Below are 22,015 nucleotides of genomic sequence, written 5' to 3' on the forward strand. Positions count from 1 at the left end.
GAGAACTCCGCACTGAGTTCTCGACAGGCTCGAACCAAACGGGGTGGGGGGTGGGTCGAACGACCTCGAAACTAAAGACACCACCCAAACCCAAACCCAAACCTCAGTAACCCGTCCATGCCGAGCGCAGTCGAGGCACGCTCCCCCGAGCGTAGCCGAGGGGTGCTGTTGGCTTCTCGGCTTCGCTCGAAGGAGTCCCTCGACTGCGCTCGGGACGGACGGGGGTTTGGTTCCGGGTTTGACTGTCCGCGCGCAGCCTCAAGCCAGGGCAAAAAGGGGAGCGATAGGCCGACGAACCTCCCCCGGAGCATCGCAGGTTTCACTCAGCCCGCTCCCGTCCTACAGTCCCCCCATGCTCCACACCGCCCTGCTCGACCGTGCCGCCGCTGCCCCGATGCTGGATCAGGTCCTCGCCTGGTCCGCGGTCAACAGCGGGTCGCGGAACCTCGCCGGGCTAGCCACGATGGCCGGGCTGCTGGCCGACGCGTTCGCCGTCCTGCCGGGCGAGATCGCGCTCGTCCCGCCCGAGCCCGTCGACGCGGTCCTCCCCGACGGGACGCGGGCAGAGCAACCCCACGGGGCCAACCTGCACCTGCGCGTCCGGCCCGAGGCCCCCGTCCAGATCCTGCTCACCGGCCACATGGACACTGTGTTCGCCGCGGATCATCCGTTTCAGGCGACCCGCCTCATCACACCGGACCGACTCAACGGCCCCGGAGTGGCGGACATGAAGGGCGGGATCGCGATCATGCTGGCCGCACTCGCCGCGATCGAGGGCGATCCGGTGCGCGAGCGGCTGGGGTACGAGGTCGTGCTGAACGCGGACGAGGAGGTCGGGTCCGGCGGGTCGGCGGCGCTGATCGCGGCGGCGGCGCGCGGCAAGGCGGCGGCGCTGACCTACGAACCGGCGCTGCCCGACGGGACGCTGGCCGGCGCGCGGCCGGGGAGCGGCAATTTCTCCACGATCGTGACGGGGCGCAGCGCGCATGCCGGCCGCAATCCGGAGGACGGGCGCAACGCGGTCGTCGCGGCGGCCGATCTGGCGCTGCGCCTGTCGAAGGCGGCGGGGCCGCGGCTGTCGGTCAACCCCGCGCGGATCGAGGGTGGCGGGCCGAACAATGTCGTCCCCGACCATGCCATCCTGCGCATCAACATGCGCCCCGCGACGCCGGAGGACGAGGTACGCGCGCGGTCCTATCTCGACGCGGCGATCGCGATGGTCGCGGCGACGCACGACGTCACCATTCACCTGCACGGCGGGTTCGGGCGGCCGCCGAAGCCGCTCGATCCCGCCGCGGAACGGCTGTTCGCGCTGGTGCGGGATTGCGGGGCGGAGCTGGGGCTGTCGATCGGCTGGTCGGCGACCGGCGGGGTGTGCGACGGAAACAATATTGCGGCATGCGGCGTGCCGGTGGTCGACACGATGGGCGCGCGCGGCGGGGCGATCCACAGCGATGCGGAGTTTCTGATGATCGACAGCCTGGCCGAACGCGCGCGACTTTCCGCGCTGGTGCTGCACCGGCTGGCCACGGGGGGCCGGCCATGACGTTCTTCGTCCGCCCGTCGCGCACCGACGATATCGACGCGCTGTACGAGATGGCGAAGCTGACCGGCGGCGGGTTTACCAACCTGCCGCCGGACCGGCCCGCGCTGACCGCCAAGCTGGCGCGGTCGGCTGCCGCGTTCGGGCGCACCGATGATGCGCCGGGCGACGACCTGTTCCTGCTGATCTTGGAAAATGCCGAGGACGGGCGCATCGCCGGCACCGCGCAGATCTTCAGCTGCGTCGGCATGACCTGCTCCTTCTACAGCTACCGGCTCGGCACGCTCAGCCAGACGAGCCGCGAACTGGGCCGCACGTTCAAGGCGGAGATGCTGTCGCTGACCACCGACTACGAGGGCGCGTCCGAGGTCGGTGGGTTGTTCCTCCACCCGCGCGAACGGGCCGGCGGGCTTGGCCTGCTGCTCGCGCGCAGCCGCTACCTGTTCATCCGGCAGCATCGCGCTCGGTTCGCGGACCGCGTGATCGCCGAGCTGCGCGGCGTGATCGACGAGGCGGGCGGATCGCCGTTCTGGGACGGGCTGGGCGCCAAATTCTTCGGCATGGGGTTTCAGGACGCGGACGAATTCAACGCGACGCACGGGACGCAGTTCATCGCGGACCTGATGCCAAAGCACCCGGTCTACCTCGCGATGCTGAGCGAGCCGGCGCGCCACGTGCTGGGCCTGCCGCACCCAACCGGTCGCGCGGCGATGCGGATGCTGGAGAAGGAGGGCTTCGCGCACGAGGGTTATGTCGACATCTTCGACGGTGGCCCGACGATGGCGGCGCAGACCGACCGGATCGCGACGATCCAGGGTGCGACCGATGCGACCCGTGCGGCGGGCGATGCCGCCGACGGCGGACGCGCGGCGCTGCTCGCGACGGGGCATTACGATACGTTCCGCGCGGCGTGGGGGCGGATCGCGCCTTCTGCGGGCGGTATGGCGGTCGAGCCGGCGGCGGCGCGGGCGCTGGAACTGCCGGTCGGCGGGGGGTTCGTCCATGTCGCGCGCTGATGCCGTGGTGGAGATCAATTTCGACGGGATCATCGGGCCGAGCCACAATTATGCGGGCTTGAGCGTCGGCAACCTGGCGGCGGTCGGCAATGCCGGGCGCGTATCCCGCCCGCGCGATGCGGCGCTGGAGGGGGTGGCGAAGATGCGTACGGCGCTGTCGCTCGGCCTGACGCAGGGCATCCTGCTGCCCCATCCGCGCCCCGATGCGGACTGGCTGGCGGCGCTGGGGACGACGCCCGAGACCGCGGACCGGCTACTGATCGCGAACGCAATGAGCGCGTCGGCGATGTGGGCCGCGAACGCCGCGACGGTGTCGCCCGCGGCGGACAGCGCGGACGGGCGCTGCCACCTGAGCGTCGCGAACCTGCTAACGATGCCGCACCGTGCGCATGAATGGCCCGCGACGCTGGCGCAGTTGCGGGTGGCGTTCGCGAACGGGGCCTTTGCCGTCCACGGTCCGGTCCCCGCCCCATTCGGCGACGAGGGCGCGGCGAATCATATGCGATTGGCTTCTGCGGGCACCGCAGGGGTCGAGATTTTCGTCTACGGCCGGTCGGGCGGCGAATTTCCGGCACGGCAGCATGAGCAGGCGAGCCGTGCGGTTGCGCGACGCCATGGGCTCGATCCGGCGCACACTTTGTTCTGGCAGCAGTCGGACGCGGCGATCGCGGCGGGGGCGTTCCACAACGATGTCGTCGCCGTGGCGGACGGCACGATTCTGTTCGCGCATGAACAGGCGTTCGCCGACCGCACGGCGGCGTTCGACGCGCTGCGCGCCGTGCTCCCCGCGGTCGAGATCGTGGAGGTCCCGGCCCCGCAGGTGCCGCTCGCCGATGCGATCCGCAGCTACCTGTTCAATGCGCAGCTCGTGACGCGGCCCGCGGGCGGCGGGGTGCTGATCCTGCCGCGCGAGGCGCAGGACGTGGACAGCGTGCGGACCTATGTCGACGCGCTGGTCGCGGGCAACGGACCGATCCGCGACGTGCAGTTCGTCGATGTGCGCGAATCGATGGCCAATGGTGGGGGGCCGGCGTGCCTGCGGCTGCGCGTGCTGTGCGATCCGGCGACGGTCGATCCGCGGTTTCTGGTGGATGGGGCGAGGCTCGATCGGATTGCAGGTGTTATCGAGCGCAATTGGCCGGAACGGATCGTGCCGGATGCGCTGGGTGATCCGGAACTGCACCAAGCGATCCAAGCGGCGCGGTCCGCGCTTCTTGCCGAACTCGACCTTAGCGAACTCGAATCCTAGCCACCCGTCCGTCCTGAGTAGGGACTGAGCGCAGTCGAAGGCCGTATCGAAGGGCCCTGTGCAGCTGCTTCGATACGAGCCCTCGATACGCGCCAAGCGGCGCTACTCGGTCTCTACTCAGCACGAACGGATTGGGGGATCAGGATCGGTGCAGCTGGTTATGCAGCCAACCTTCAGCGGCGAACACTAGCCCCGCCTCAAACCCCCGCAGCACATACGAAAAAGGCCGGCCCCCGAAAGGACCGGCCCTGCCGTTTCCGGCGGTATGAGTTGGTGCACCCAGAGCGATTCGAACGCCCGGCCCTCAGATTCGTAGTCTGATGCTCTATCCAGCTGAGCTATGGGTGCGCCGTGGGAGGGTCTCTAGCCACCACATGCAGATCGTGCAACCCCGTTGCGACGGTAAAATGATGATGCATAAGGCGGCATGACATATCGCCCCCGCACCGCCGCCCTTCCCGCCCTCTCCTGTGCCGCCCTCGCGCTGCTCGCGGGGTGCGCCGGGGATACCGCCTTCCCCTCGCTCGCTCCGCGGCCGATCGAGGCCATTGCCCGCCAGTCGGAGCGGATCGTGACCGCGCCGGTCCCGGTGAATGACAGTGCGCTGGAAACGCAGGTGACCGCGCTTGAGACCGAGTTGCAGAGCGCCGCGTCGGAATGGTCGTCCACCGCGGCGACGACGCGCGCGGCGGTCGAGCGGGCGCGTGGGGCTGCGGTTGGCAGCGAGGGCTGGATCGTGGCGCAGCAGTCGGTGTCGCGGCTCGATGCGATTCGCGAGCGGACCGCGAAGGTGACGGAAGCGCTGGACCAGTTGCGGATTGACCGGGCGCAGGCGGCGAAGGTCATCGATACCGCGCGGCTGGACCGGATCTGGGCGGCATCGATCGCGCAGGGCGAGGCGCAGGATACCGAATACGCGGCGCTGCTGGCGGGGCTGAAGTCGGCTTGATTTGCGCTCCCCGTTTGGTTCGAGCCTGTCGAGACCTCCAGCGCGGAGTTCTCGACAAGCTCGAACCGAACGGAGTTCAGTAATTTAAAAGCGGCGTGAAAAGCCCGCGAAGATCCGCACGGCCGGGCTGTCTGCATTCAGGCCGATCGCGGTGCCGCAATCGACCTGGGCGTTGTCGCTGACCTGGTAACCGCCTGACAGCGCGGCGAGCAGGAAGGTTTGCGCGCCGTCCGGGTCGCGGTCGCGCGCGGCGGACAGCTCGACGGTGGCCGAGACCGCCTTGCTGAGCGTCAGCGCGATGCCGCCGATCGCGGAATAGGCACGGTGTCGGCCGATGCCGTCCTCGTCCGGGGTCGCGTCGACCTCCGCGGTCAGCTGCAGCTGGACCGTGTCGTTCAGTTCATAGCCCATCGGCACGGTCAGGCCCGCGCCCCAGGTGCCCTCGCCGGTCGGCTGGCGGCCGATGGGGAGCGTCACGAACGGCTGGAGCGCGAGGCTGAACCCCGATCCGTCCGGGTTGCGCAGGTTCTGGCGCAGGCCGATCGACACGTCGCCGATCCGCGTGCGGCGATCGACCATGCCGGTCGCGTCGCGTTCGCGGACCTGGCCTAGCGCCTCCCAGCCGAGCTGCACCTCGGTCGTCTCGCCCAGCCCCACGCGGACCAGCGTGTCGCCGGTCAGGAACGTGTCGGTGCGGGTGCCGGCGTCGGTCTCGCGCTGCCAGTCCGCGACGCCCATTTCCAGCATGGGATGGCCGATCTCCGTGATGCAGGCGCCCGCGCCCAGGCTGGGCCGCGTCGGGCAATAGGGCCGCGTCGGCGCGTCCGACGCCTGCGCCGCCGCCGGTGCGGGCGACAGCGCGAACAACATGGGCGCCGCTACGGCGAGGAGGCAGATTCGGGGCTGGGTCATGTCCCGGCCATCCGCCAAGTTTCGCTGCGTCGCAAGCGCTTGCGATCAGTCTGCGCGCGACAGGATGACGCCGCCGGACTGATCGGCTACGCGGGGCGGATGAGCAGCGCGCCGCCAAGCCCCGCCCCGACCCGGTCCGTCTTTGCGCGGATCATGCGGTTCGTGTTGCGAGCCGCGGTGATCTTCGTCGTCGTGTCGGTGCTGTGGGTGCTGGCCTATCGCTTCGTGCCGCCACCCGTCACCGCGACGATGCTGGGCGATGCGTTCGCCGGGCGCGGGATCGACAAGGACTGGATGTCGATCGACCGGATCGACCCGGACATGCCGCGCACCGCGATCGCGGCGGAGGACGGCAATTTCTGCCGCCATCACGGGTTCGACGTGACGGCGATCGGCCGCGCGATCCGCAACAACGCCACCGGCCACCGGCTGCGCGGCGGATCGACGATCAGCCAGCAGGTCGCGAAGAACGCGTTCCTCTGGCAGGGCGGCGGCTTCTTCCGCAAGGGGCTGGAGGCATGGTTCACGGTGCTGATCGAGGCGACGTGGCCCAAGCGGCGGATCATGGAACTCTATCTGAACATCGCGGAGACCGGGATCGGCACCTACGGCGTCAATGCCGGGTCGCAGCGCTATTTCCACCACGACGCGTCGAAGCTGAGCATGGCGGAGGCATCGCGGATCGCCGCGGTCCTGCCGCTGCCCAAGAAGCGTGGTGCGATTTCGCCGACGGGGTTCACGCGGCGCTACGGCAACAACATCGCGAAGCGCGTGCCGAAGATGCAGCGGGCGGGCTATTATAGCTGCCTGTAAGGGCGGTTACTGCCTCTGATCCGTCGATGCCGAGCGCAGTCGAGGGGTGCTGTGGGCTTCTCGATTTCGCTCGCGATGGACAGTGCTCAGCTAGCCAGCGCCGCCCGCCCCAGCGCTGGATCATCCGTAAAGAACCCGTCGATCCCGGTCGCGATGTAGCGCCGGATCTCGGCGATCGAGCCGGCCGGATTGCGCGCGTCCTTGCCCGCCCCGTTGCGGAAGTCGGCGGCGAGGAAGCTGTTCTCCGGGCGGAACGTCCACGGGATGACCTGCAACCCGGCGGCATGCGCGTCGCGAACCAGCGGGGACGGCACACCCAGTCGTCCGTCGGGGCGCAGCGGGATGATCGCGCGAATACCTGGCCCTACGACATCGGCATAGGTCGCCATCTCGCGCAGTCCGGCGGGCGTCGTCATCTCCGCGAAGGTGATGCTGCCGCCTGCCCCCCGCCCGTCGGGCAGGCGGATGGCGCCGTCGCCGATCAGCTGCACCAGCCGGATATTGGCGGGGCGGCCGAGCTTCCGGCGGAGGTCGCGCAGGTTGGTGATCTCGAACGACTGCACCTCGACCGGCGCGCGTTTGGTATAGGCGTGCGCGCCCAGCACGGCGAGGAACCGGTCCTCGGTCGGCAGGCCGATGCCGGCAAAATAGCTGCCATGCTTCAGCTCGGGGATCAGCCCGATCGTCCGCCCGCGCGCCGCCGCCTCGGCCGCGGCGAAATCGACGATCTCCTCGAACGTCGCAATCTGGAACTGGCCGTCATAGCTGGCGCTGATCGGGCGGATCTTGCCGAGCCGCTCGACCGCGCGCAGCGTCTTCAACTCGGCCAGCGTAAAGTCCTCCGCGAACCAGCCATCCTGCGCCTCGCCGTCGATCGTCTTGCGCGTACGGCGCGCGGCGAATTCCGGGTGGCGCGCCACATCGGTCGTCTCGGCGATATTGTTCTCGTGCCGCGCGATCAGCACGCCGTCCTTCGTCACGACCAGGTCGGGCTCGATGAAATCGGCGCCGTCCTGGATCGCCTTGGCATAGGCCGCCAGCGTATGTTCGGGGCGGAGCGCGGAGGCCCCGCGATGCGCGATGACGAGCGGCACCTTCGGGGCGGTCGCCGCCGTCGCCATTTTGGGAGCCAGCGCTAGGGCGGCACTGCCGACCGCGCTGCCGATCAGCCCGCGGCGGGTGAAGCGGGACATCGTCACGGCGTCGGCCGGATATCGGTTCTCGTCGGTCATGCCAGCCCCTTCTGCGAGCGTTCTCGGCTCGCGCCGCTACCGCGCATCATCCCCATCCATGTCGGTTCGGTGACAGGCCCGCGACGGTTCGATGACGAGGGACAAATGCCGGTTTTGCCGCGTTGCGACAGGCCGGACCGCGGCCGCGACGGAAGCGCAATAAGGACGATGCGGGGCGGAAACCTCCCGCCGTCGGGGTCGTTACGCACCCACGACCGACCGCCGTCCCGGCATCGGCAGACGAGGAATTTGGCATGGGTCTCTTCAGCAGCGACATCAAGACGTTCGACGACCTGTTCATCCACCAGCTCCAGGACGTCTATTATGCCGAGCACCAGATCCTGAAGGCGCTGCCCAAGATGGCCGCGAAGGCGACCGCCGCCGACCTGAAGGAAGGGTTCGAAATGCACCTGCGCGAAACCGAGACGCAGGTTGCGCGGCTGGAACAGGTGTTCGCGCTCCACAATGAGAAGCCGAAGGCAGTCACCTGCCCGGCGATCGACGGCATCATCAAGGAAGCCAACGAAGTCGCGGGCGAGATTTCGGACAAGGCCGTGCTCGACGCCGCGTTGATCGCGTCGGCCCAGGCGGTCGAGCATTACGAGATCACGCGCTACGGCACGCTGATCTCGTGGGCCCGCCAGCTCGGCCGCGAGGACAGCGCCGCGATCCTCAAGCTGACGCTCGACGAGGAATATGCGACCGACGACAAGCTGACCAAGATGGCAGAATCGCGCATCAACCCGCGCGCGGAGCAGGTTACGGCCTAATTTGATGGACGGGGGTGCTGGTTCAGGTGCCCCCGTTCCTCACAGTTTAACCGTATCAGTCCGACCCATTCTCCGACCCGCTTGGTTCGAGCCTGTCGAGAACCCTGCGCAGAGTTCTCGACAGGCTCGAACCAAACGGGACTCGGTTTTGTGACCACCTATAATCGGTGGCGACCTAGTTCAGCCGCAAGCCGATCCAGAGCGTTCGCGGGGTCCCAAGATCAATCGATCCGCCCTGGTTGCGGGTCACCACCGTCTCGTCGAACAGGTTCTCCGCCCGCGCGACGACAGCGATGTGCGACGTGATGCCGATCCGCGCGACCGCGTCGATCGTGACCGCGTCGGGCAGAACGTCGGTTTCGAGATCGTCCTCATATTGCTTGCCCACATAGCGCGCTGTGCCGGACAGCAACCAGTCCGGTGCGGGCGTCCAGGCGATCGTCGCGCTGCCGCTGTGCCGCGGGCTTTGCGAAGGGACGAAGCCGTCCAGCGCGGCGGACTCGCCCGATCCACGGACTTCCGCGTCGCTATAGGCGTAGGAGGCGTCGAACGAAACTTGCCCCAGCGCGGCGGCGGCGGTCAGTTCTACGCCGCGCGCGACGACCGCGTCGACATTGCGGCGCTGGCGCAGGTTGGTACCGATCGTGACGTTGGCGATCGCATCGTTCAGCCGGTTGCTGAACACGGTCAGCCCGATCCGCGTGCGCGGCGCTGGGGTCAGGTCGATCCCCGCCTCCACGCCCCGGAGTTTCTCCAGCCCAAGGTCGGCGTTCGCCTGCGTCGTGACCGGAAACACCACGAACGGACGGTACAGCTCGTTCAGCGTCGGCAGGCGGAAGCCGGTATAGCCCGCCACGCGCAGCGCGACGGCAGACGTTGCCTGGAACAGCGCCCCTGCCCGCCCCGTCGCGGTCACGCCGTCGCGGTCGGCGAAGCTCTGGTCGGTGGCCGCCCCGCCCGCCGCCGGGCGTTCGCGGAAGAAGCCGTCGGTGATCGTCCAGCGATCCGCGCGCACGCCGCCGGTCAGGACGAGCCGGCCGATCGTCCAGTCGTCCTCCACGAACAGCCCGGTCGTGCTGGTCCGGCCGCCCGCGTTGCGGCGTGTGGTGACCTGGCCGGTGACGGTGCTGTACGCATCCTCGAACAGCTCGCCGTCGCCGAGCCGCGCGTCGACGCCGATCCGCAGGACATGGTCCGGGCCGACCGGCGGGCGGATTTCGATCTTGCCGCCGAGGCCGGTCGACGGCGTATTGCGCTGGTCCAGCGTCAGGCGCAGGTTCGTCGCGCTGATGACCCGGTTGCTGAAATTGCGCGCCTGGACATAGGCGAGCGCGTCGACCTGCCACGGGCCGCGGTGGACGAGGCGGACGCTCGCGTCCTGCCCGGTCGAGGTACTGTCCGCGCCGGCGAAGCGCAGCGTGCGCTGGTCGTCGTAGACGAGCCCGCGGAATTGCAGGTCGGTCTCCGCATCGATCGGCGCGACGCCGCGCAGGCCGATCGACCAGTCGCGGTAGCGCGCCGGCACGGTGGCCGCGCCACGCTGGTCCCGCGGTGTCGTCTGGAACCCGTCGCCGCGTTCGAACCGGCCGGACAACGTGACGAACCCGCCGCCGACATCGGGCGAGACCGCGCCGGCGACGCTCATCGAATCGCGGCTGCCGTAGAAGGCGCTGGCGGAATAGGGCGGCAGGTCGGCGCGCGTGGCGCTGGCCAGTTCGATCGTGCCGGCCACCGCGCCCGCGCCGAACGGCCCCGCCCCGCCGCCGCGCGTGATGCGCACCGCGGACAGCCGGTCGCCGCTGAGCGCGTTGAACGGGATGTAGCCGAAGAACGGATCGGCCAGCGGCACGCCGTCGAGCAGTACGAGCGCGCGGCTCGACGCGTTGCCGCCCAGCGCGCGGAGCGTGACGCCCTGCGCCGACGGGTTGGCGGATCGGCTGTCCGACCGGCGGAACTGCTGGAACCCCGCGACGTCCTTCAGGACATTCTCGACGCGGTCGGACGCCTCGTTGGTCAGCCGGTCGCGGTCGATGATCGTCGATCCGTAGGCCGGCGTACCGGGTGGCAGCGGCAGGCCCGACCCGAGCACGAGGATATCGGCCTCCGCCTTCGTGATCGGCGTCTGGGCGGCGGCCGCGACCGGCGTGGCGAGCGCGAGGAACGGCAGGAGATAACGCATCGCGGTGGAGGCTTTCGGGGATTCGGACGGACGGAAAGCCCGGACTTTCCGCCCCCATGCCACAAAAACCCGGTTGCGATGCTTATAACCGAGTGGGTCGGCCCAGGTTTGTCGGCGTGCCGTCAGGCCGGATCGCTACACAGCCCCGCGTCAGTCCCCGGCAGGCGCATCAGCGGGACGCCGGCCCGCACCTGCTCGCCCTCCGCCACGCAAAGTGCGAAGCCCGGCGGGGCGAACACCAGGATGGTCGAGCCATGTTCGAACCAGCCCATCTCTGCGCCCTTCGCCACCGGCACCGCGCAGGCGATCCGCCGCGGGCCGCCGTCGCGCAGCAGCCGTTCGGTGTCGAGGCAGTGGAGCCGGATGCCCGCGACCAGGATCGCCGCGACGGGCACCAGCAACACCGGCCAGCCGCCCTGCGCCAGCCGTAGCCGCAGCACCGCACGCTCGTTCCGGCAGAACAGCCGCTCGACGCGTTTCAGCGCGATGGGGTTCACGTTCCAGGTGTCGCCCGACAGATAGCGGATCTCCTGCACCTCCGCATCGTGCGGCGCGTGGAAGCGGTGGTACATGCCGGCCGTCAGCCGCAGCGTGACATAGCTGCCGTCGCGGAACGGCGCGGCGAGCGCGGCATCGCCGAGCAGGTCGGTCAACGTGTAGGGAAAGCCCTTCACCTGCATCAGCATGTCGCCGTCGATCCGCCCGCACGCCCCGACGATCGCGTCGCACGGACTGGCCAGCACCTCGGGATCCGGATCGGCCGGCCGCGCACCGGGGCGCAGCGCGCGGGTGAAGCCGGCGTGGAGGCTCGGGTACTTTGCCTCCGCCGCGTCACCCAGGTCGACGTCGGAGAAGAACCGCCACGCCGCGATCGAGGCGCGCGCGACCAGCGGCTGTTCGATCTTGCTCACCCGCCCCATGAACGTCGTCGCCACGCGGCGCGGAATGCGGTTGGTCAGCAGGAAATTCAGATCCTCCTGCATCAGGAAACGCGTGATGGCGCTGCGGACTGTCATGAGATTTTCCCCGTTCGGTCATAACGCTGCCGGTCATGAACATGACACTTCTCGGCTTCGTCGGCGCGGGCGCCATCGTTGGAACCACCTGGTTGAAGGGCGTGCCGCGGCTCACCCTGTCGCGCGCGAAACATCGGTCGCTCGCCGGCCATGCGCGGATGGGCCGGCGCGTCGCGGGGCAGATCCCGTTCTACGATTATGGCGAGGACCGCTTCTTCCGCGCGGACGATGCGCCGGACGACGTCGTGGCGGCGCGCACCGCCGGCTTCGCGCGGCTGTCCGACCTGTTCCGCGGCCGCTGCCCCAAGACGCTGGCCGAGACGGCGGCGCTGCGGGAGGGCTATTCCGACCTGAAATTCACCAGCCGCTACCGCGTGCCGTTCCAGTTCGCGCGGATCGTGCGCGAGCGGTTGCCGGTCGGCGCGTTCCTGGCCTCGTCGGAGGGGACGACGGTCACCGATCTCGACGGCAACCACTATCACGACCTGACCGGGTCGTACGGCGTCAACCTGTTCGGCTACGGCTTCTACCGCGACTGCATTGCGGACGGCACGGCGCGGGTCGAGGCGCTCGGGCCGGTGCTGGGTGCCTATCATCCGGTCGTGCAGGGCAATGTCGCGCGGCTCCGCAAAATCTCCGGCATGGACGAGGTCTCGTTCCACATGTCGGGGACGGAGGCGGTGATGCAGGCGGTACGGCTGGCGCGCTACCACACCGGGCGCAGCCATCTCGTGCGGTTCTGCGGCGCCTATCATGGCTGGTGGGGCGATGTGCAGCCCGGCATCGGCAACCCGACGCCGGCCGACGGCACCTACACGCTCGCCGAAATGTCGGACCGCACGCTGAAGGTGCTGGCGACGCGGCGCAACATCGCCTGCGTGCTGATCAACCCGTTGCAGGCGCTGCACCCCAATGGCGGCGCGCCCTCGGACGGCACGCTGGTCGACGGCAGCCGGCGCGCGCATTTCGATCGGGAGGCCTACACCGCCTGGCTGCACAAGCTGCGCGCGGTGTGCACGAAGCGCGGCATCGTGCTGATCTTCGACGAGGTGTTCATGGGCTTCCGGCTCGCGCCGGGCGGGGCGGCCGCCTATTTCGGCGTGCGGCCGGACATGGTGACGTACGGCAAGACGCTGGGCGGCGGCCTGCCCGTCGGAGTGCTGTGCGGGCGCGGCGACCTGATGCAGCGGTACCGCGAGGACCGGCCGGTCGACATCTGCTTCGCGCGCGGCACATTCAACGCGCACCCCTATGTCATGGGCGCGATGGCGGCGTTCCTCGATCGGATCGAGACGCCCGAGGTGCTGGCGCTCTACGACGGGATCGACGAACGCTGGGATGCGCGGGCGGCCGACCTGAACCAGCGGCTGGCGACTGCGGGCGTGCCGGTGAAGGTTGCCAACATGTCGACCGTCTGGACCGTGCTGTACGACGTGCCGTCGCGCTACAACTGGATGCTGCAATATTATCTCCGCGCCGAAGGGCTGGCGCTCAGCTGGGTCGGGACCGGCCGGCTGATCTTCAGCCTGGACTATGACGATGCGGCGTTCGCGGAGGTCGCGACCCGGTTCGTCGCGGCGGCGCAAGCGATGCAGGCGGACGGATGGTGGTGGGTGGAACCCGGCATCACCCCCAAGCAGGTCCGCCGCCGCGTCCTGCGCGAGACGCTGGCGGCGCGGTTCGGGCAGACGGGTTAGCACCGAGCTTCCCCCGGCAAACTCAAAGCTCAGAGTCCGTTTGGTTCGAGTTTGTCGAGAACTCTGCGCAGGGTTCTCGACAGGCTCGAACCAAACGGCGTTGGTGATCGAGCGCCGAACGTCACGTTTTAGTGACGCGCAGCCTCGACCAGCCGCGCGTCGATCGTCTCGCCGCGGAGCAGGCGGAGCGGTGCCTTGCGGTAGAGCCAGAAGTCGCTGAACGGATCGGTGAGGATCTTCGTGGCCCAGGTCACCCCGGTCGGCACGTCGTACAGCACGAACAGCTGCACCATGCGGAACAGCAGGCCCGCGACCGCAAGGCCCAGCCAGACCAGACCCAGGTGACGCGCGAACTGGACGAAGCCGTCATGCGGGGTGAACAGCCCGAACAGCGTCGGATCGATCAGCAGCGGGATCGGCGTCGCGGCCCAGATGCCGACCAGCACCCATTTGCGGAACAGGTTGTAGCCGAGCTTGATCTCTTCCTTGTGCTCGTGGCTCGCGTCGTTGACGTGATCGTAGCCCTTGGGTTCGAAGAAGAAATGGCCCGACTGCCGCGTCGTCATCGCGACCAGCCAGCCGAGCAGGCTGGCGAGCGCGGGATCGATGAACAGGACGACATAGGCGCACAGGAACGTCGTCGCGCTGACGAAATGGAGCGCCTGATTGACCAGGCTGTGATGGTAGTAGCGGTGATCGTCCCACCGCTGTTCGCGCAACGACGCGAGAAATGCAGGCATGCGGTTCGTCCTTTCGGGGGGGGTCAGGCGGCGACGGCGACGGGCACGTCGCGCCGGCGGAAACAGATGAGGGCGAAGTGGCCGAGCGGAGGCAGCGGCCGGCGTTCGACCAGCTCCACCCCCGCGCCGCCGGCCCAGCGGGCATAGCGTTCCCACGCGAATTCGGTGCGCCAGCCGAGCCGGCTGGTGACCGGCATCAACGCGCGTTCGATCCCGCCGCGCAGGCCGCCTTCGGCGCCGATCCGCGTGGCGATCACGATCAGCCCGCCGGGCCGCACGACGCGCACGAATTCATCGAGCGCGCGTTCCGGGTTGGGCACCGCGGTGACGACATATTGCGCGACGACCACGTCGAACGCGGCATCCGGGAAATCGAGCGCCTCGGCGTCCATCACCTGGATACCCTCGACATTGGCGAGCTTCAGCTGCGTCACGCGGGTGCGTGCGCGTTCCAGCATCTCCTCGGAGATGTCGACGCCGAACAGCGTGCTGGTCGACGCATAGTCGGGCAACGAGATGCCAGTGCCGACGCCGACTTCCAGGATGCGCCCGCCGACCTTCTCGGCGGCCACGATCGCGGCGCGTCGGCCGCGGCGGAACACCGGGCCGAACACCATGTCGTACACCGGCGCCCAGCGATCGTAGGCCGCGGTCACGACCTGCTTGTCGAGTTGTTTGTCGGCCGGCTTGCCAACCGAACCGGCCTGCTTTGCGAGTGTTTTCACCATATCGACACGCATCCCGTCACCGCATGCGGCCGGAAAGATCGGCCGATAACCACGGTGGCCACGAACCATGACGAACCGGTTGCGGATCGGTGAACATGCGGTGGCAGGACGGTGACAGGACCGTCACGCAGCCGAAACCGCCACGACGCGAACCTGCACTAATCATGAACGGACCGCAGCGGCGACCGGCCGGCGGCAGCGACAGGGGAAACGCCATGGCGACCATGTTCGACGACAGCACGGCAAAGCTGGCACCGACCCGGGATCGAGCTCCGGGTTCGGGCATCGGTGGCGGTGGCCGCCGGCCGCGCATTCCGTTGCCGACGTGGCTGGCTGCCGAGGATCCGGCCGACACGCCGCCGACGAAGGACCGCATGCGGTTCCGCACGGTGTTCGTGTCCGATTTCCACCTGGGTACCGCGGGCTGCAACGCGGACCTGCTGCTCGATTTCCTGCGCACGATCGAATGCGACACGCTCTATCTGGTCGGCGATATCGTCGACGGGTGGCAGATCAAGAAGGGCTGGTACTGGCCGCAGGGGCATAACGATGTCGTGCGCTGCATCCTGAAGATCGCGACGAAAGGCACGCGCGTCGTCTACCTGCCGGGCAATCATGACGAGGCGTTCCGCGACTATGTCGGGCTGGAATTCGGCGGGGTCGAGCTGCTGCCCGAGGATATTCACGTCACCGCCGACGGACGCCGCCTGCTGGTGGTTCACGGCGATGCGTTCGACGCCGTCGTGCTCTACGCGCGCTGGCTCGCCTTCCTCGGCGACTCGGCCTACACCTTCCTGCTGAAGGCGAATGCGGTCTACAACGCGGTGCGCCGCCGGCTGGACCTGCCCTATTGGTCGCTGTCCACCTATGCCAAGCGCAAGGTGAAGAACGCGGTGCAGTTCATCAGCCGGTTCGAGGAGACGGTGGCGCATGCCGCGGCCGAACGCGGGGTCGACGGCGTCGTCTGCGGCCACATCCACACCGCCGAGATCCGCCAGTTCAACGACGTGACCTACTATAACGACGGCGACTGGGTCGAAAGCTGCACCGCGCTGGTCGAACATGACGACGGCCGGATGGAGGTGCTCGACTGGCACGAGCGCGCCCGTGCGCAGCAGTCCGCCCGCCGCGCCGAGGCAAAGCGCCCCGTCGTCGCGGCATGAGGATCGCGATCTGTAGCGACGCGTGGGCGCCGCAGGTGAACGGCGTGGTGCGCACGCTGCGCACCACCGCGGCGGAGGTCGTGGCGCGTGGCCATGTCGTCGACATGATCACGCCCGATCTGTTCCGGACCGTCCCCTGCCCCAGCTATCCGGAGATCCGGCTGGCGCTGGGGTGTGGGCGGGCCGTCGCGCGGACGCTGTCGGCGGCGGACCCAGATGCGGTCCATATCGCCACGGAAGGCCCGATCGGCTGGGCGGCGCGGCGCTGGTGCATCGACCGCGGCATGCCGTTCACGACGTCGTTCCACACGCGCTTCCCGGACTATGTCGCGCTGCGCACGCGGTTGCCGGCGGACTGGTTCTGGCCGCTGCTGCGCCGGTTCCACGGGGAGGCGGCCAACGTGCTGGCGGCCACCGCACGACTTGAGGACGAACTGCACGGCCGCGGCATCCTACGCACGCACCGCTGGTCGCGCGGCGTGGACCTAAGCCTGTTCACGCCGGGCGATGCGGTGCCGGCCGCGCTGACCGACCTGCCCCGCCCGTTCTTGCTCCATGTCGGGCGCGTCGCGGTGGAGAAAAATATCGGCGCATTCCTCGACGTCGATCGGCCGGGGACGAAGATCGTCGTCGGCTACGGCCCCGCGCTCGCAACTTTGCGGGCGGCGCATCCCGACGTGCTGTTCCTAGGCGCGCTGCACGGCGCGGAATTGGCCGCGGTGTACCGCGCGGCCGAAGTGCTGGTGTTCCCGAGCCGGACCGACACGTTCGGGCTGGTGATGGTGGAGGCGCTGGCGAGCGGCGTGCCGGTCGCGGGTTATCCTGTGCAGGGGCCGCTCGACGTGGTGGGGATCGAAGGCGTCGGGCTAAGTGGCGGCACGCGACCGATCGGCGCGCTCGACGAAGACCTCGGGGTCGCGATCGACCGCGCGATGTGGGCGGATCGCGTGGCCTGCGCGGACTATGGCCGCGGGTTCAGCTGGGCGGCATCGACCGACCAGTTCCTCGCCGGGCTACGCCCGCGGACCCGCCTGCCGACCGATCCCGTCCCGTTGCGCCGCCGGACGCGCCGGCCCACGGCAATGCCGGTTCGCCGTCCGGCGTTTGCAAAGGACAGCGCCAAACCGGCGTAGGTTCCGCTCGAAGTTCAGCGGTCTAGTCGCGAACATCAAGCGCGGGGGAACGACGTCAGTTACAACGCCAACCGGTCAGTCGATCCGGCGTTCGCCCTCGATCGACAGGCCGTAGCCGTCGAGCCCGACCAGCGTGTGGTGCGTGTTGGTCAGCAGGACCATCTTCTGCACGCCGAGTTCGGTCAAGATCGACGCGCCGACGCCGTAGTCGCGCAGCGCCTCCATCTCGGCGACGCTCGCCTCGCCGGACCGGACGCGCAGCGCGGTGGTGAACGCGTCCTGATCGGTGCTGTTGATGATGACGATGACGCCCGCACCCTCCGCGCCGATGATCTCCATAGATTTCTGCAGCAGCCCGCCACGCCCGCTGAGATCGTTGAAGATATCGGCGAACGGCGACAGCGCGTGCATCCGGACAAGCGTCGGCTTGTCGGGGTCGATCGTGCCCTTGGCCAGCACCAGCTGTTCGGTGTTGGTCGCGCGGTTCCAGAAGGTCATCGCCTTCCAGTCGCCGCCCCAATGGCTGGCGAAGTCCGCCTCCGCACGCTTTTCGACCAGATGGTCGTAGCGCCGGCGATAGGCGATCAGGTCGCGGATGGTGCCGAGCTTCAGATTATGATGCTGCGCGAAGGCGACGAGGTCGTCGAGCCGCGCCATCGTGCCGTCGTCCTTCATGATCTCGCAGATCACGCCCGACGGGTTCAGCCCGGCGAGCCGCGCGATATCGACGGCAGCCTCGGTGTGGCCGGTGCGGACCAGCACGCCGCCGTCCTTGGCGATCAGCGGGAAGACGTGGCCCGGCGACACGAGGGTGTCCGGCCCGTTGCCCGCATCGATCGCCACCGCGATGGTGCGCGCACGATCGGCGGCGGAGATGCCGGTCGACACGCCCTCCTTCGCCTCGATCGACACGGTGAAGGCGGTGCCGTGGCGCGTGCCGTTCGCGCGGGTCATCGGCTCCAGGCCGAGCTGCGTCGTGCGTTCGCTGGTCATCGCCAGGCAGATCAGCCCGCGGCCGAACCGCGCCATGAAGTTGATCGCATCGGGCGTCGCCATCTGCGCCGGGATGATGAGGTCGCCTTCGTTCTCGCGGTCCTCGTCGTCGACCACGATGACCATGCGGCCGTTGCGCGCCTCGTCGATCAGTTCTTCGGGGGACGAGAGGAACCCGTGCCTGATATGCGCCAACGCGGTGTTCATCCGTACCATCCAACCCTGGGAATGCCTTGCCCGCATATCGGCGCGGATCGCACCGATCGCAACCCGCGCGGATGGATCGCGATACGGGCCGGACCGTTGGGCGGGGATGATCGCTCCCCTCCCCGCCCCGCTCGCCTCCTGGTCCGAGGCGCCACGCGTCCGCCCGCTCAACGCCGAGGCCGTCCGGGCCGACGGACGTTACGTGCTGTGCTGGCTGCAACAGGCGTTGCGGGCGAACGACAATCCGGTGATCGACGCGGCGATCCGGCTGGGCAACGCGCTCGGCCTGCCGGTGCTGGTCTATCAGGGCGTGCGGGAGGATTATCCCTACGCGTCGGACCGGCTGCACGGGTTCATGCTCGCCGCCGGGCGCGATCTGGCGCGGGACTGTGCTGCGCGCGGCATCGCGTGCGTCCAGCATGTCGACCGGGCGGGGATGCGCGAGAAGGGCTTGGTGTACCGGCTGGCCGCGGACAGCGCGGCGGTGCTGGTCGAGGATCAGCCGACGTTCGTCGCGCGCTGGCAGTCGGAGCGTGTCGCGGCGCGGGCCGACCGCGCAGTGCTGGCGGTCAACGCGGCCTGCCTCGTCCCGCCGGCCGTCCTCGGCGACGGGATCGGCTCGACTTCCGCCTTCCGCCGTCGGCACGAACCACTGCGCGCGGAGTGGCAGCATGCGACCGCGGAGGTGCCGGCGGTCGCACGCTACGACGGGTCGCTGCCGTTCTTGCCCGACGATCTCGGCGCAATGTCCGACGCGGACCTCGACGCGCTCGTCGCCGCAGCCGACATTGATCACAGCGTACCGCCGAGCCCGCTGTTCGTCGGCGGGCGGACGGGTGCTCTGGAAGGACTGCAGCGGTTGGTCGGCGCCGTACTGCCGAGCTATGCGGGCACGCGCAACGACGCGACGCGGCCGAAGGGCGCGAGCATGTTGTCGCCCTATCTGCATTTCGGCGTCATCGGTCCGCGCGAGGTGATGGACGCGGTCGACGCGGCCAAAGCGCCCGCCGCATGCAAGGACAAGTTCGCCGACGAGCTGCTGAGCTGGCGCGAGTGGTTCCACTACCGCGCACGGACACTGGCGGCACCGGAGCGCTACGACCGGATCGCAGGCTGGGCACGCGAGACGTTGGAGGCGCATGCCGGCGACCGCCGCTGGGACGGCGAGACGCTCGCCGACATCCTGCACGGCACGACGCAGGACGAGACGTTCAACGCCTGCCAGCGCCAGTTCCTGATCGACGGCTGGATGCACAACAATCTGCGGATGTACTGGGGCAAGCGGATCATCGCGATGACCGCCGATCCCGAGGCCGCGTGGGCGGTGGCCTGCTACCTCAATGACCGGCTGAGCCTCGACGGGCGCGATCCGTCGACCTACGGCAACATCGCATCGTCCTTCGACGGCGGCGCGCCGGCGCGAGACGAAGCGCCGGTCTATGGCAAGGTCGCGACGCGGTCAGACGGTTCGACCCGCCACCGCCCGAACGGACCGCAATGGCTGCACGAGGCCGCCAACCGGCCCGCGCCCACCCCGACCGTCCCGGATGAAGTCCCGACCGAGCGATATCTAGTCGGCTCATAGTACTTATTGGCGTGGGACCTAATTCGAACGTGCGCGTTCTACCGGCTCTCTCGAAAGGAGCCATCATGAGCAACACGACCGACGTCACCGTCCTGAACAGCCTGATCAAAACCACGCTGGACAGCATGAAGGGTTACGAAGAAGCGGCCAAGGACGCCGAGAGCACGCAGTTCGCGACGATGTTCGCCGATTTCGCACGTGATCGCAGCGCCGTTGCGATGAAGCTGCAGGCGCAGGTCCGCACGCTGGGTGGCGAGCCGGAAATGGACTCGAGCCTGCTGGCCGCAGCGCACCGTTCGTTCATGGACCTGAAGCAGGCCATCACCGGCAAGGACGACAAGGCGATCATCGAGGAAGTCGAGCGCGGCGAAGACGTGATCAAGGCCAAGTACGAAGCCGCGATGCAGGAAGCCGACCTTTCCCCGGCGACGCTGGCAGCGGTCAAGGACGGCTTCGCTTCGGTCAAGGAGGGCCACGACAAGATGAGCGCGCTGAAGCACAGCATCGGCTGAGCTTTCTTTTCGTAAGTTAATCGAGCGGCCGCACCCGGACCCCGGGTGTGGCCGCTTTTCGTTCGAGCGTTGTCCAACCGGTTACCAACCTCACACGGTACGTGCTCGCCGCCCGAACCGAAGCTGAACAGCCCCGTTCAGGGCGCATTTGTTCGTCGTCCGTAGAACCAGGGCAGACAATCAGCTCCGCTGAAACCGCGGGGCCGCACTTGACGTATGTTTACCGATACGCGCCGATAAGAGCCGCGAACGACCGGACCGGGGAACTCTGCCGCATGCCTGATTTCGCCCCAGCCGGACGTCGCTCCGCATGATCGCGACCGCCGCCGTCTGGTCGATCTGCGCTGGTGCCACCGCGGGCGTGATCGTGCGGCCGTTCCGCTGGCCGGAGGCGGTTTGGGCGGTGGCGGGCGCGGTGCTGCTGATCGCGGGCGGGTTCATGCCATGGGGCGCGGCGGCCGGCGCGGTCGGCAAGGGCCTCGACGTCTATCTGTTCCTAGTCGGCATGATGCTGCTCAGCGAAGTCGCGCGGGCCGAGGGGATGTTCGACTGGATCGCCGCGACCGCCGCGATCCATGCGCGCGGATCGTCGCCGCGGCTGTTCGCGCTGGTGTTCGCGACCGGGGTCGTCACGACCGCATTCCTGTCGAACGATGCCACCGCGGTCGTGCTGACCCCCGCGGTCTATGCCGCCGCGCGCAAGGCGAAGGCCGATCCGCTGCCGCTGCTGTTCGCCTGCGCGCTGATCGCCAATGCGGCCAGTTTCGTGCTGCCGATCTCCAACCCCGCCAACCTCGTGCTGTACGGCGGGCAGATGCCGCCGCTGGCCGAGTGGTTCGGGTCGTTCGCGCTGCCCTCGGTCGCGGCGATCGGTGCGACGTTCCTGATGCTGCGCTGGGTGCAGCGCGACCGGATCGCCGGCACCTGCACCACAACGGTCGAGCGCGCGCCGCTGAGCTGGGGCGGGAAGCTGGCATTCGCCGGGATCGTCGCGACCGCCGTGCTGCTGCTCGTCATGTCGTTGCGCGGGGTCGACCTCGGGCTGCCGACCTGCATAGCGGGCGTGGCGACGACGCTGGTCGTCTGCGCGCTGGCCCGACGTTCGCCCATCGCGGTTGCGCGGGACGTGTCGTGGAGCGTCCTGCCGCTGGTCGCCGGGCTGTTCGTACTGGTCGAGGCGCTGGACCGGACCGGCGTGATCGCCCGCGTTGCCGGCGCGCTGCGCACCGCGTCCGCCGATCCGGCGCGCGCGGCGGCGGTGTCCGGCACGATCCTGGCGTTCGGGTCGAACCTGATGAACAACCTGCCCGCCGGGCTGATCGCGAGCAGTGCGGTCGCGCAGGCGCAGCCGCCGCGGATCGTGGTCGACGCGCTGCTGATCGGCGTCGATCTCGGCCCGAACCTGTCGATCACCGGCTCGCTCGCGACGATCCTCTGGCTGCAGGCGATCCGGCGGGAGGGCGAGGATGTCGGCTTCTGGCAATTCTTCCGCGTCGGCCTCGTCACGATGGTGCCCGCGCTGGTCGCGGCACTCGGCGTCCGATTGCTGATCGGATGACGCCCCCCTCTACCGGCCCC

The 22,015-nt window shown here is 68.9% G+C and carries 19 protein-coding genes and 1 tRNA gene; 12 read left to right on the forward strand and 8 right to left on the reverse strand.

The window, feature by feature from the left end:
• Positions 1 to 352: 352 nt before the first annotated feature.
• From IEX50_RS01705 to IEX50_RS01715, 3 genes are read left to right on the forward strand one after another with little or no spacing between them, the layout of a single operon-like run.
• Positions 353 to 1,546, forward strand: coding sequence for a hydrolase (locus IEX50_RS01705; RefSeq protein ID WP_157177222.1), 1,194 nt, complete (start codon positions 353 to 355; stop codon positions 1,544 to 1,546).
• Positions 1,543 to 2,559 (forward strand): arginine N-succinyltransferase, encoded by a 1,017-nt coding sequence (astA, locus tag IEX50_RS01710; protein WP_157177223.1) that lies wholly within the window; start codon positions 1,543 to 1,545, stop codon positions 2,557 to 2,559. Before IEX50_RS01705 ends, astA begins: the two co-directional genes overlap by 4 nt.
• Positions 2,546 to 3,808 carry an N-succinylarginine dihydrolase gene (locus IEX50_RS01715; RefSeq protein ID WP_157177224.1) on the forward strand — a complete coding sequence of 421 codons (1,263 nt, stop codon included), beginning with the start codon at positions 2,546 to 2,548 and terminating at the stop codon, positions 3,806 to 3,808. Before astA ends, IEX50_RS01715 begins: the two co-directional genes overlap by 14 nt.
• 271 nt (positions 3,809 to 4,079) lie before the next feature.
• On the opposite strand, the gene IEX50_RS01720 is transcribed toward IEX50_RS01715, so the two are convergent.
• Positions 4,080 to 4,156, reverse strand: a tRNA-Arg gene (locus tag IEX50_RS01720).
• 79 nt (positions 4,157 to 4,235) lie between these two features.
• On the opposite strand from IEX50_RS01720, the gene IEX50_RS01725 reads away from it, so the two are divergent.
• The gene (locus IEX50_RS01725; protein ID WP_157177225.1) at positions 4,236 to 4,757 is read left to right on the forward strand and encodes a hypothetical protein; all 522 of its coding nucleotides are present in this window, start codon (positions 4,236 to 4,238) and stop codon (positions 4,755 to 4,757) included.
• Positions 4,758 to 4,841: 84 nt separating this feature from the next.
• On the opposite strand, the gene IEX50_RS01730 is transcribed toward IEX50_RS01725, so the two are convergent.
• A complete protein-coding gene (locus IEX50_RS01730) occupies positions 4,842 to 5,669 on the reverse strand; it encodes a transporter (protein WP_157177226.1) in 828 nt (275 codons plus the stop codon).
• 99 nt (positions 5,670 to 5,768) lie between these two features.
• Between IEX50_RS01730 and mtgA the strand changes: the two genes are divergently transcribed.
• Complete coding sequence (gene mtgA / locus IEX50_RS01735) at positions 5,769 to 6,482, forward strand: monofunctional biosynthetic peptidoglycan transglycosylase (RefSeq protein ID WP_157177399.1); 714 nt, start codon at positions 5,769 to 5,771, stop codon at positions 6,480 to 6,482.
• Positions 6,483 to 6,568: 86 nt separating this feature from the next.
• Here the strand turns inward: mtgA and IEX50_RS01740 are convergent, their stop codons facing one another.
• Positions 6,569 to 7,675 (reverse strand): glycerophosphodiester phosphodiesterase, encoded by a 1,107-nt coding sequence (locus IEX50_RS01740; protein ID WP_157177400.1) that lies wholly within the window; start codon positions 7,673 to 7,675, stop codon positions 6,569 to 6,571.
• Positions 7,676 to 7,968: 293 nt separating this feature from the next.
• Here IEX50_RS01740 and IEX50_RS01745 point away from each other — a divergent pair, with 293 nt between their 5' ends.
• Entirely contained in the window at positions 7,969 to 8,484 is a 516-nt protein-coding gene (locus tag IEX50_RS01745) for a YciE/YciF ferroxidase family protein (protein WP_157177227.1), read from the forward strand.
• 175 nt (positions 8,485 to 8,659) lie between these two features.
• Here the strand turns inward: IEX50_RS01745 and IEX50_RS01750 are convergent, their stop codons facing one another.
• Both IEX50_RS01750 and asd read right to left on the reverse strand, forming a co-directional pair.
• Positions 8,660 to 10,663 (reverse strand): TonB-dependent receptor, encoded by a 2,004-nt coding sequence (locus tag IEX50_RS01750; RefSeq protein ID WP_157177228.1) that lies wholly within the window; start codon positions 10,661 to 10,663, stop codon positions 8,660 to 8,662.
• 122 nt (positions 10,664 to 10,785) lie between these two features.
• Positions 10,786 to 11,679: an archaetidylserine decarboxylase gene (asd, locus tag IEX50_RS01755; RefSeq protein WP_157177229.1), complete on the reverse strand. Its 894-nt coding sequence runs from the start codon at positions 11,677 to 11,679 to the stop codon at positions 10,786 to 10,788.
• A 35-nt stretch (positions 11,680 to 11,714) separates the two neighbouring features.
• Here asd and IEX50_RS01760 point away from each other — a divergent pair, with 35 nt between their 5' ends.
• Positions 11,715 to 13,376 (forward strand): aminotransferase class III-fold pyridoxal phosphate-dependent enzyme, encoded by a 1,662-nt coding sequence (locus IEX50_RS01760; RefSeq protein ID WP_157177230.1) that lies wholly within the window; start codon positions 11,715 to 11,717, stop codon positions 13,374 to 13,376.
• Positions 13,377 to 13,504: 128 nt separating this feature from the next.
• On the opposite strand, the gene IEX50_RS01765 is transcribed toward IEX50_RS01760, so the two are convergent.
• On the reverse strand, positions 13,505 to 14,116 hold the full coding sequence (locus IEX50_RS01765) for a hypothetical protein (RefSeq protein ID WP_157177231.1): 612 nt from the start codon (positions 14,114 to 14,116) through the stop codon (positions 13,505 to 13,507).
• 23 nt (positions 14,117 to 14,139) lie between these two features.
• The gene (locus IEX50_RS01770) at positions 14,140 to 14,856 is read right to left on the reverse strand and encodes a class I SAM-dependent methyltransferase (protein WP_157177232.1); all 717 of its coding nucleotides are present in this window, start codon (positions 14,854 to 14,856) and stop codon (positions 14,140 to 14,142) included.
• Positions 14,857 to 15,059: 203 nt separating this feature from the next.
• Here IEX50_RS01770 and IEX50_RS01775 point away from each other — a divergent pair, with 203 nt between their 5' ends.
• A complete protein-coding gene (locus tag IEX50_RS01775) occupies positions 15,060 to 16,007 on the forward strand; it encodes a UDP-2,3-diacylglucosamine diphosphatase (RefSeq protein ID WP_373285265.1) in 948 nt (315 codons plus the stop codon).
• Positions 16,004 to 17,140 carry a glycosyltransferase family 4 protein gene (locus IEX50_RS01780; RefSeq protein ID WP_157177233.1) on the forward strand — a complete coding sequence of 379 codons (1,137 nt, stop codon included), beginning with the start codon at positions 16,004 to 16,006 and terminating at the stop codon, positions 17,138 to 17,140. Before IEX50_RS01775 ends, IEX50_RS01780 begins: the two co-directional genes overlap by 4 nt.
• Before the next feature lie 75 nt (positions 17,141 to 17,215).
• Here IEX50_RS01780 and ribB read toward each other — a convergent pair whose 3' ends face one another.
• On the reverse strand, positions 17,216 to 18,340 hold the full coding sequence (gene ribB / locus IEX50_RS01785) for a 3,4-dihydroxy-2-butanone-4-phosphate synthase (RefSeq protein ID WP_184075082.1): 1,125 nt from the start codon (positions 18,338 to 18,340) through the stop codon (positions 17,216 to 17,218).
• 106 nt (positions 18,341 to 18,446) lie between these two features.
• Here ribB and IEX50_RS01790 point away from each other — a divergent pair, with 106 nt between their 5' ends.
• The 3 genes from IEX50_RS01790 to IEX50_RS01800 all read left to right on the forward strand — a co-directional run bounded on the left by IEX50_RS01790 (position 18,447) and on the right by IEX50_RS01800 (position 21,995).
• Complete coding sequence (locus IEX50_RS01790) at positions 18,447 to 19,925, forward strand: deoxyribodipyrimidine photo-lyase (RefSeq protein WP_157177235.1); 1,479 nt, start codon at positions 18,447 to 18,449, stop codon at positions 19,923 to 19,925.
• A 65-nt stretch (positions 19,926 to 19,990) separates the two neighbouring features.
• Complete coding sequence (locus tag IEX50_RS01795) at positions 19,991 to 20,437, forward strand: ferritin-like domain-containing protein (RefSeq protein WP_184075080.1); 447 nt, start codon at positions 19,991 to 19,993, stop codon at positions 20,435 to 20,437.
• 310 nt (positions 20,438 to 20,747) lie between these two features.
• Positions 20,748 to 21,995, forward strand: coding sequence for an arsenic transporter (locus IEX50_RS01800; protein ID WP_157177236.1), 1,248 nt, complete (start codon positions 20,748 to 20,750; stop codon positions 21,993 to 21,995).
• Positions 21,996 to 22,015: the final 20 nt, after the last annotated feature.

The organism is Sphingomonas prati, from assembly GCF_014643515.1.
Taxonomy (GTDB): domain Bacteria; phylum Pseudomonadota; class Alphaproteobacteria; order Sphingomonadales; family Sphingomonadaceae; genus Sphingomonas_R; species Sphingomonas_R prati.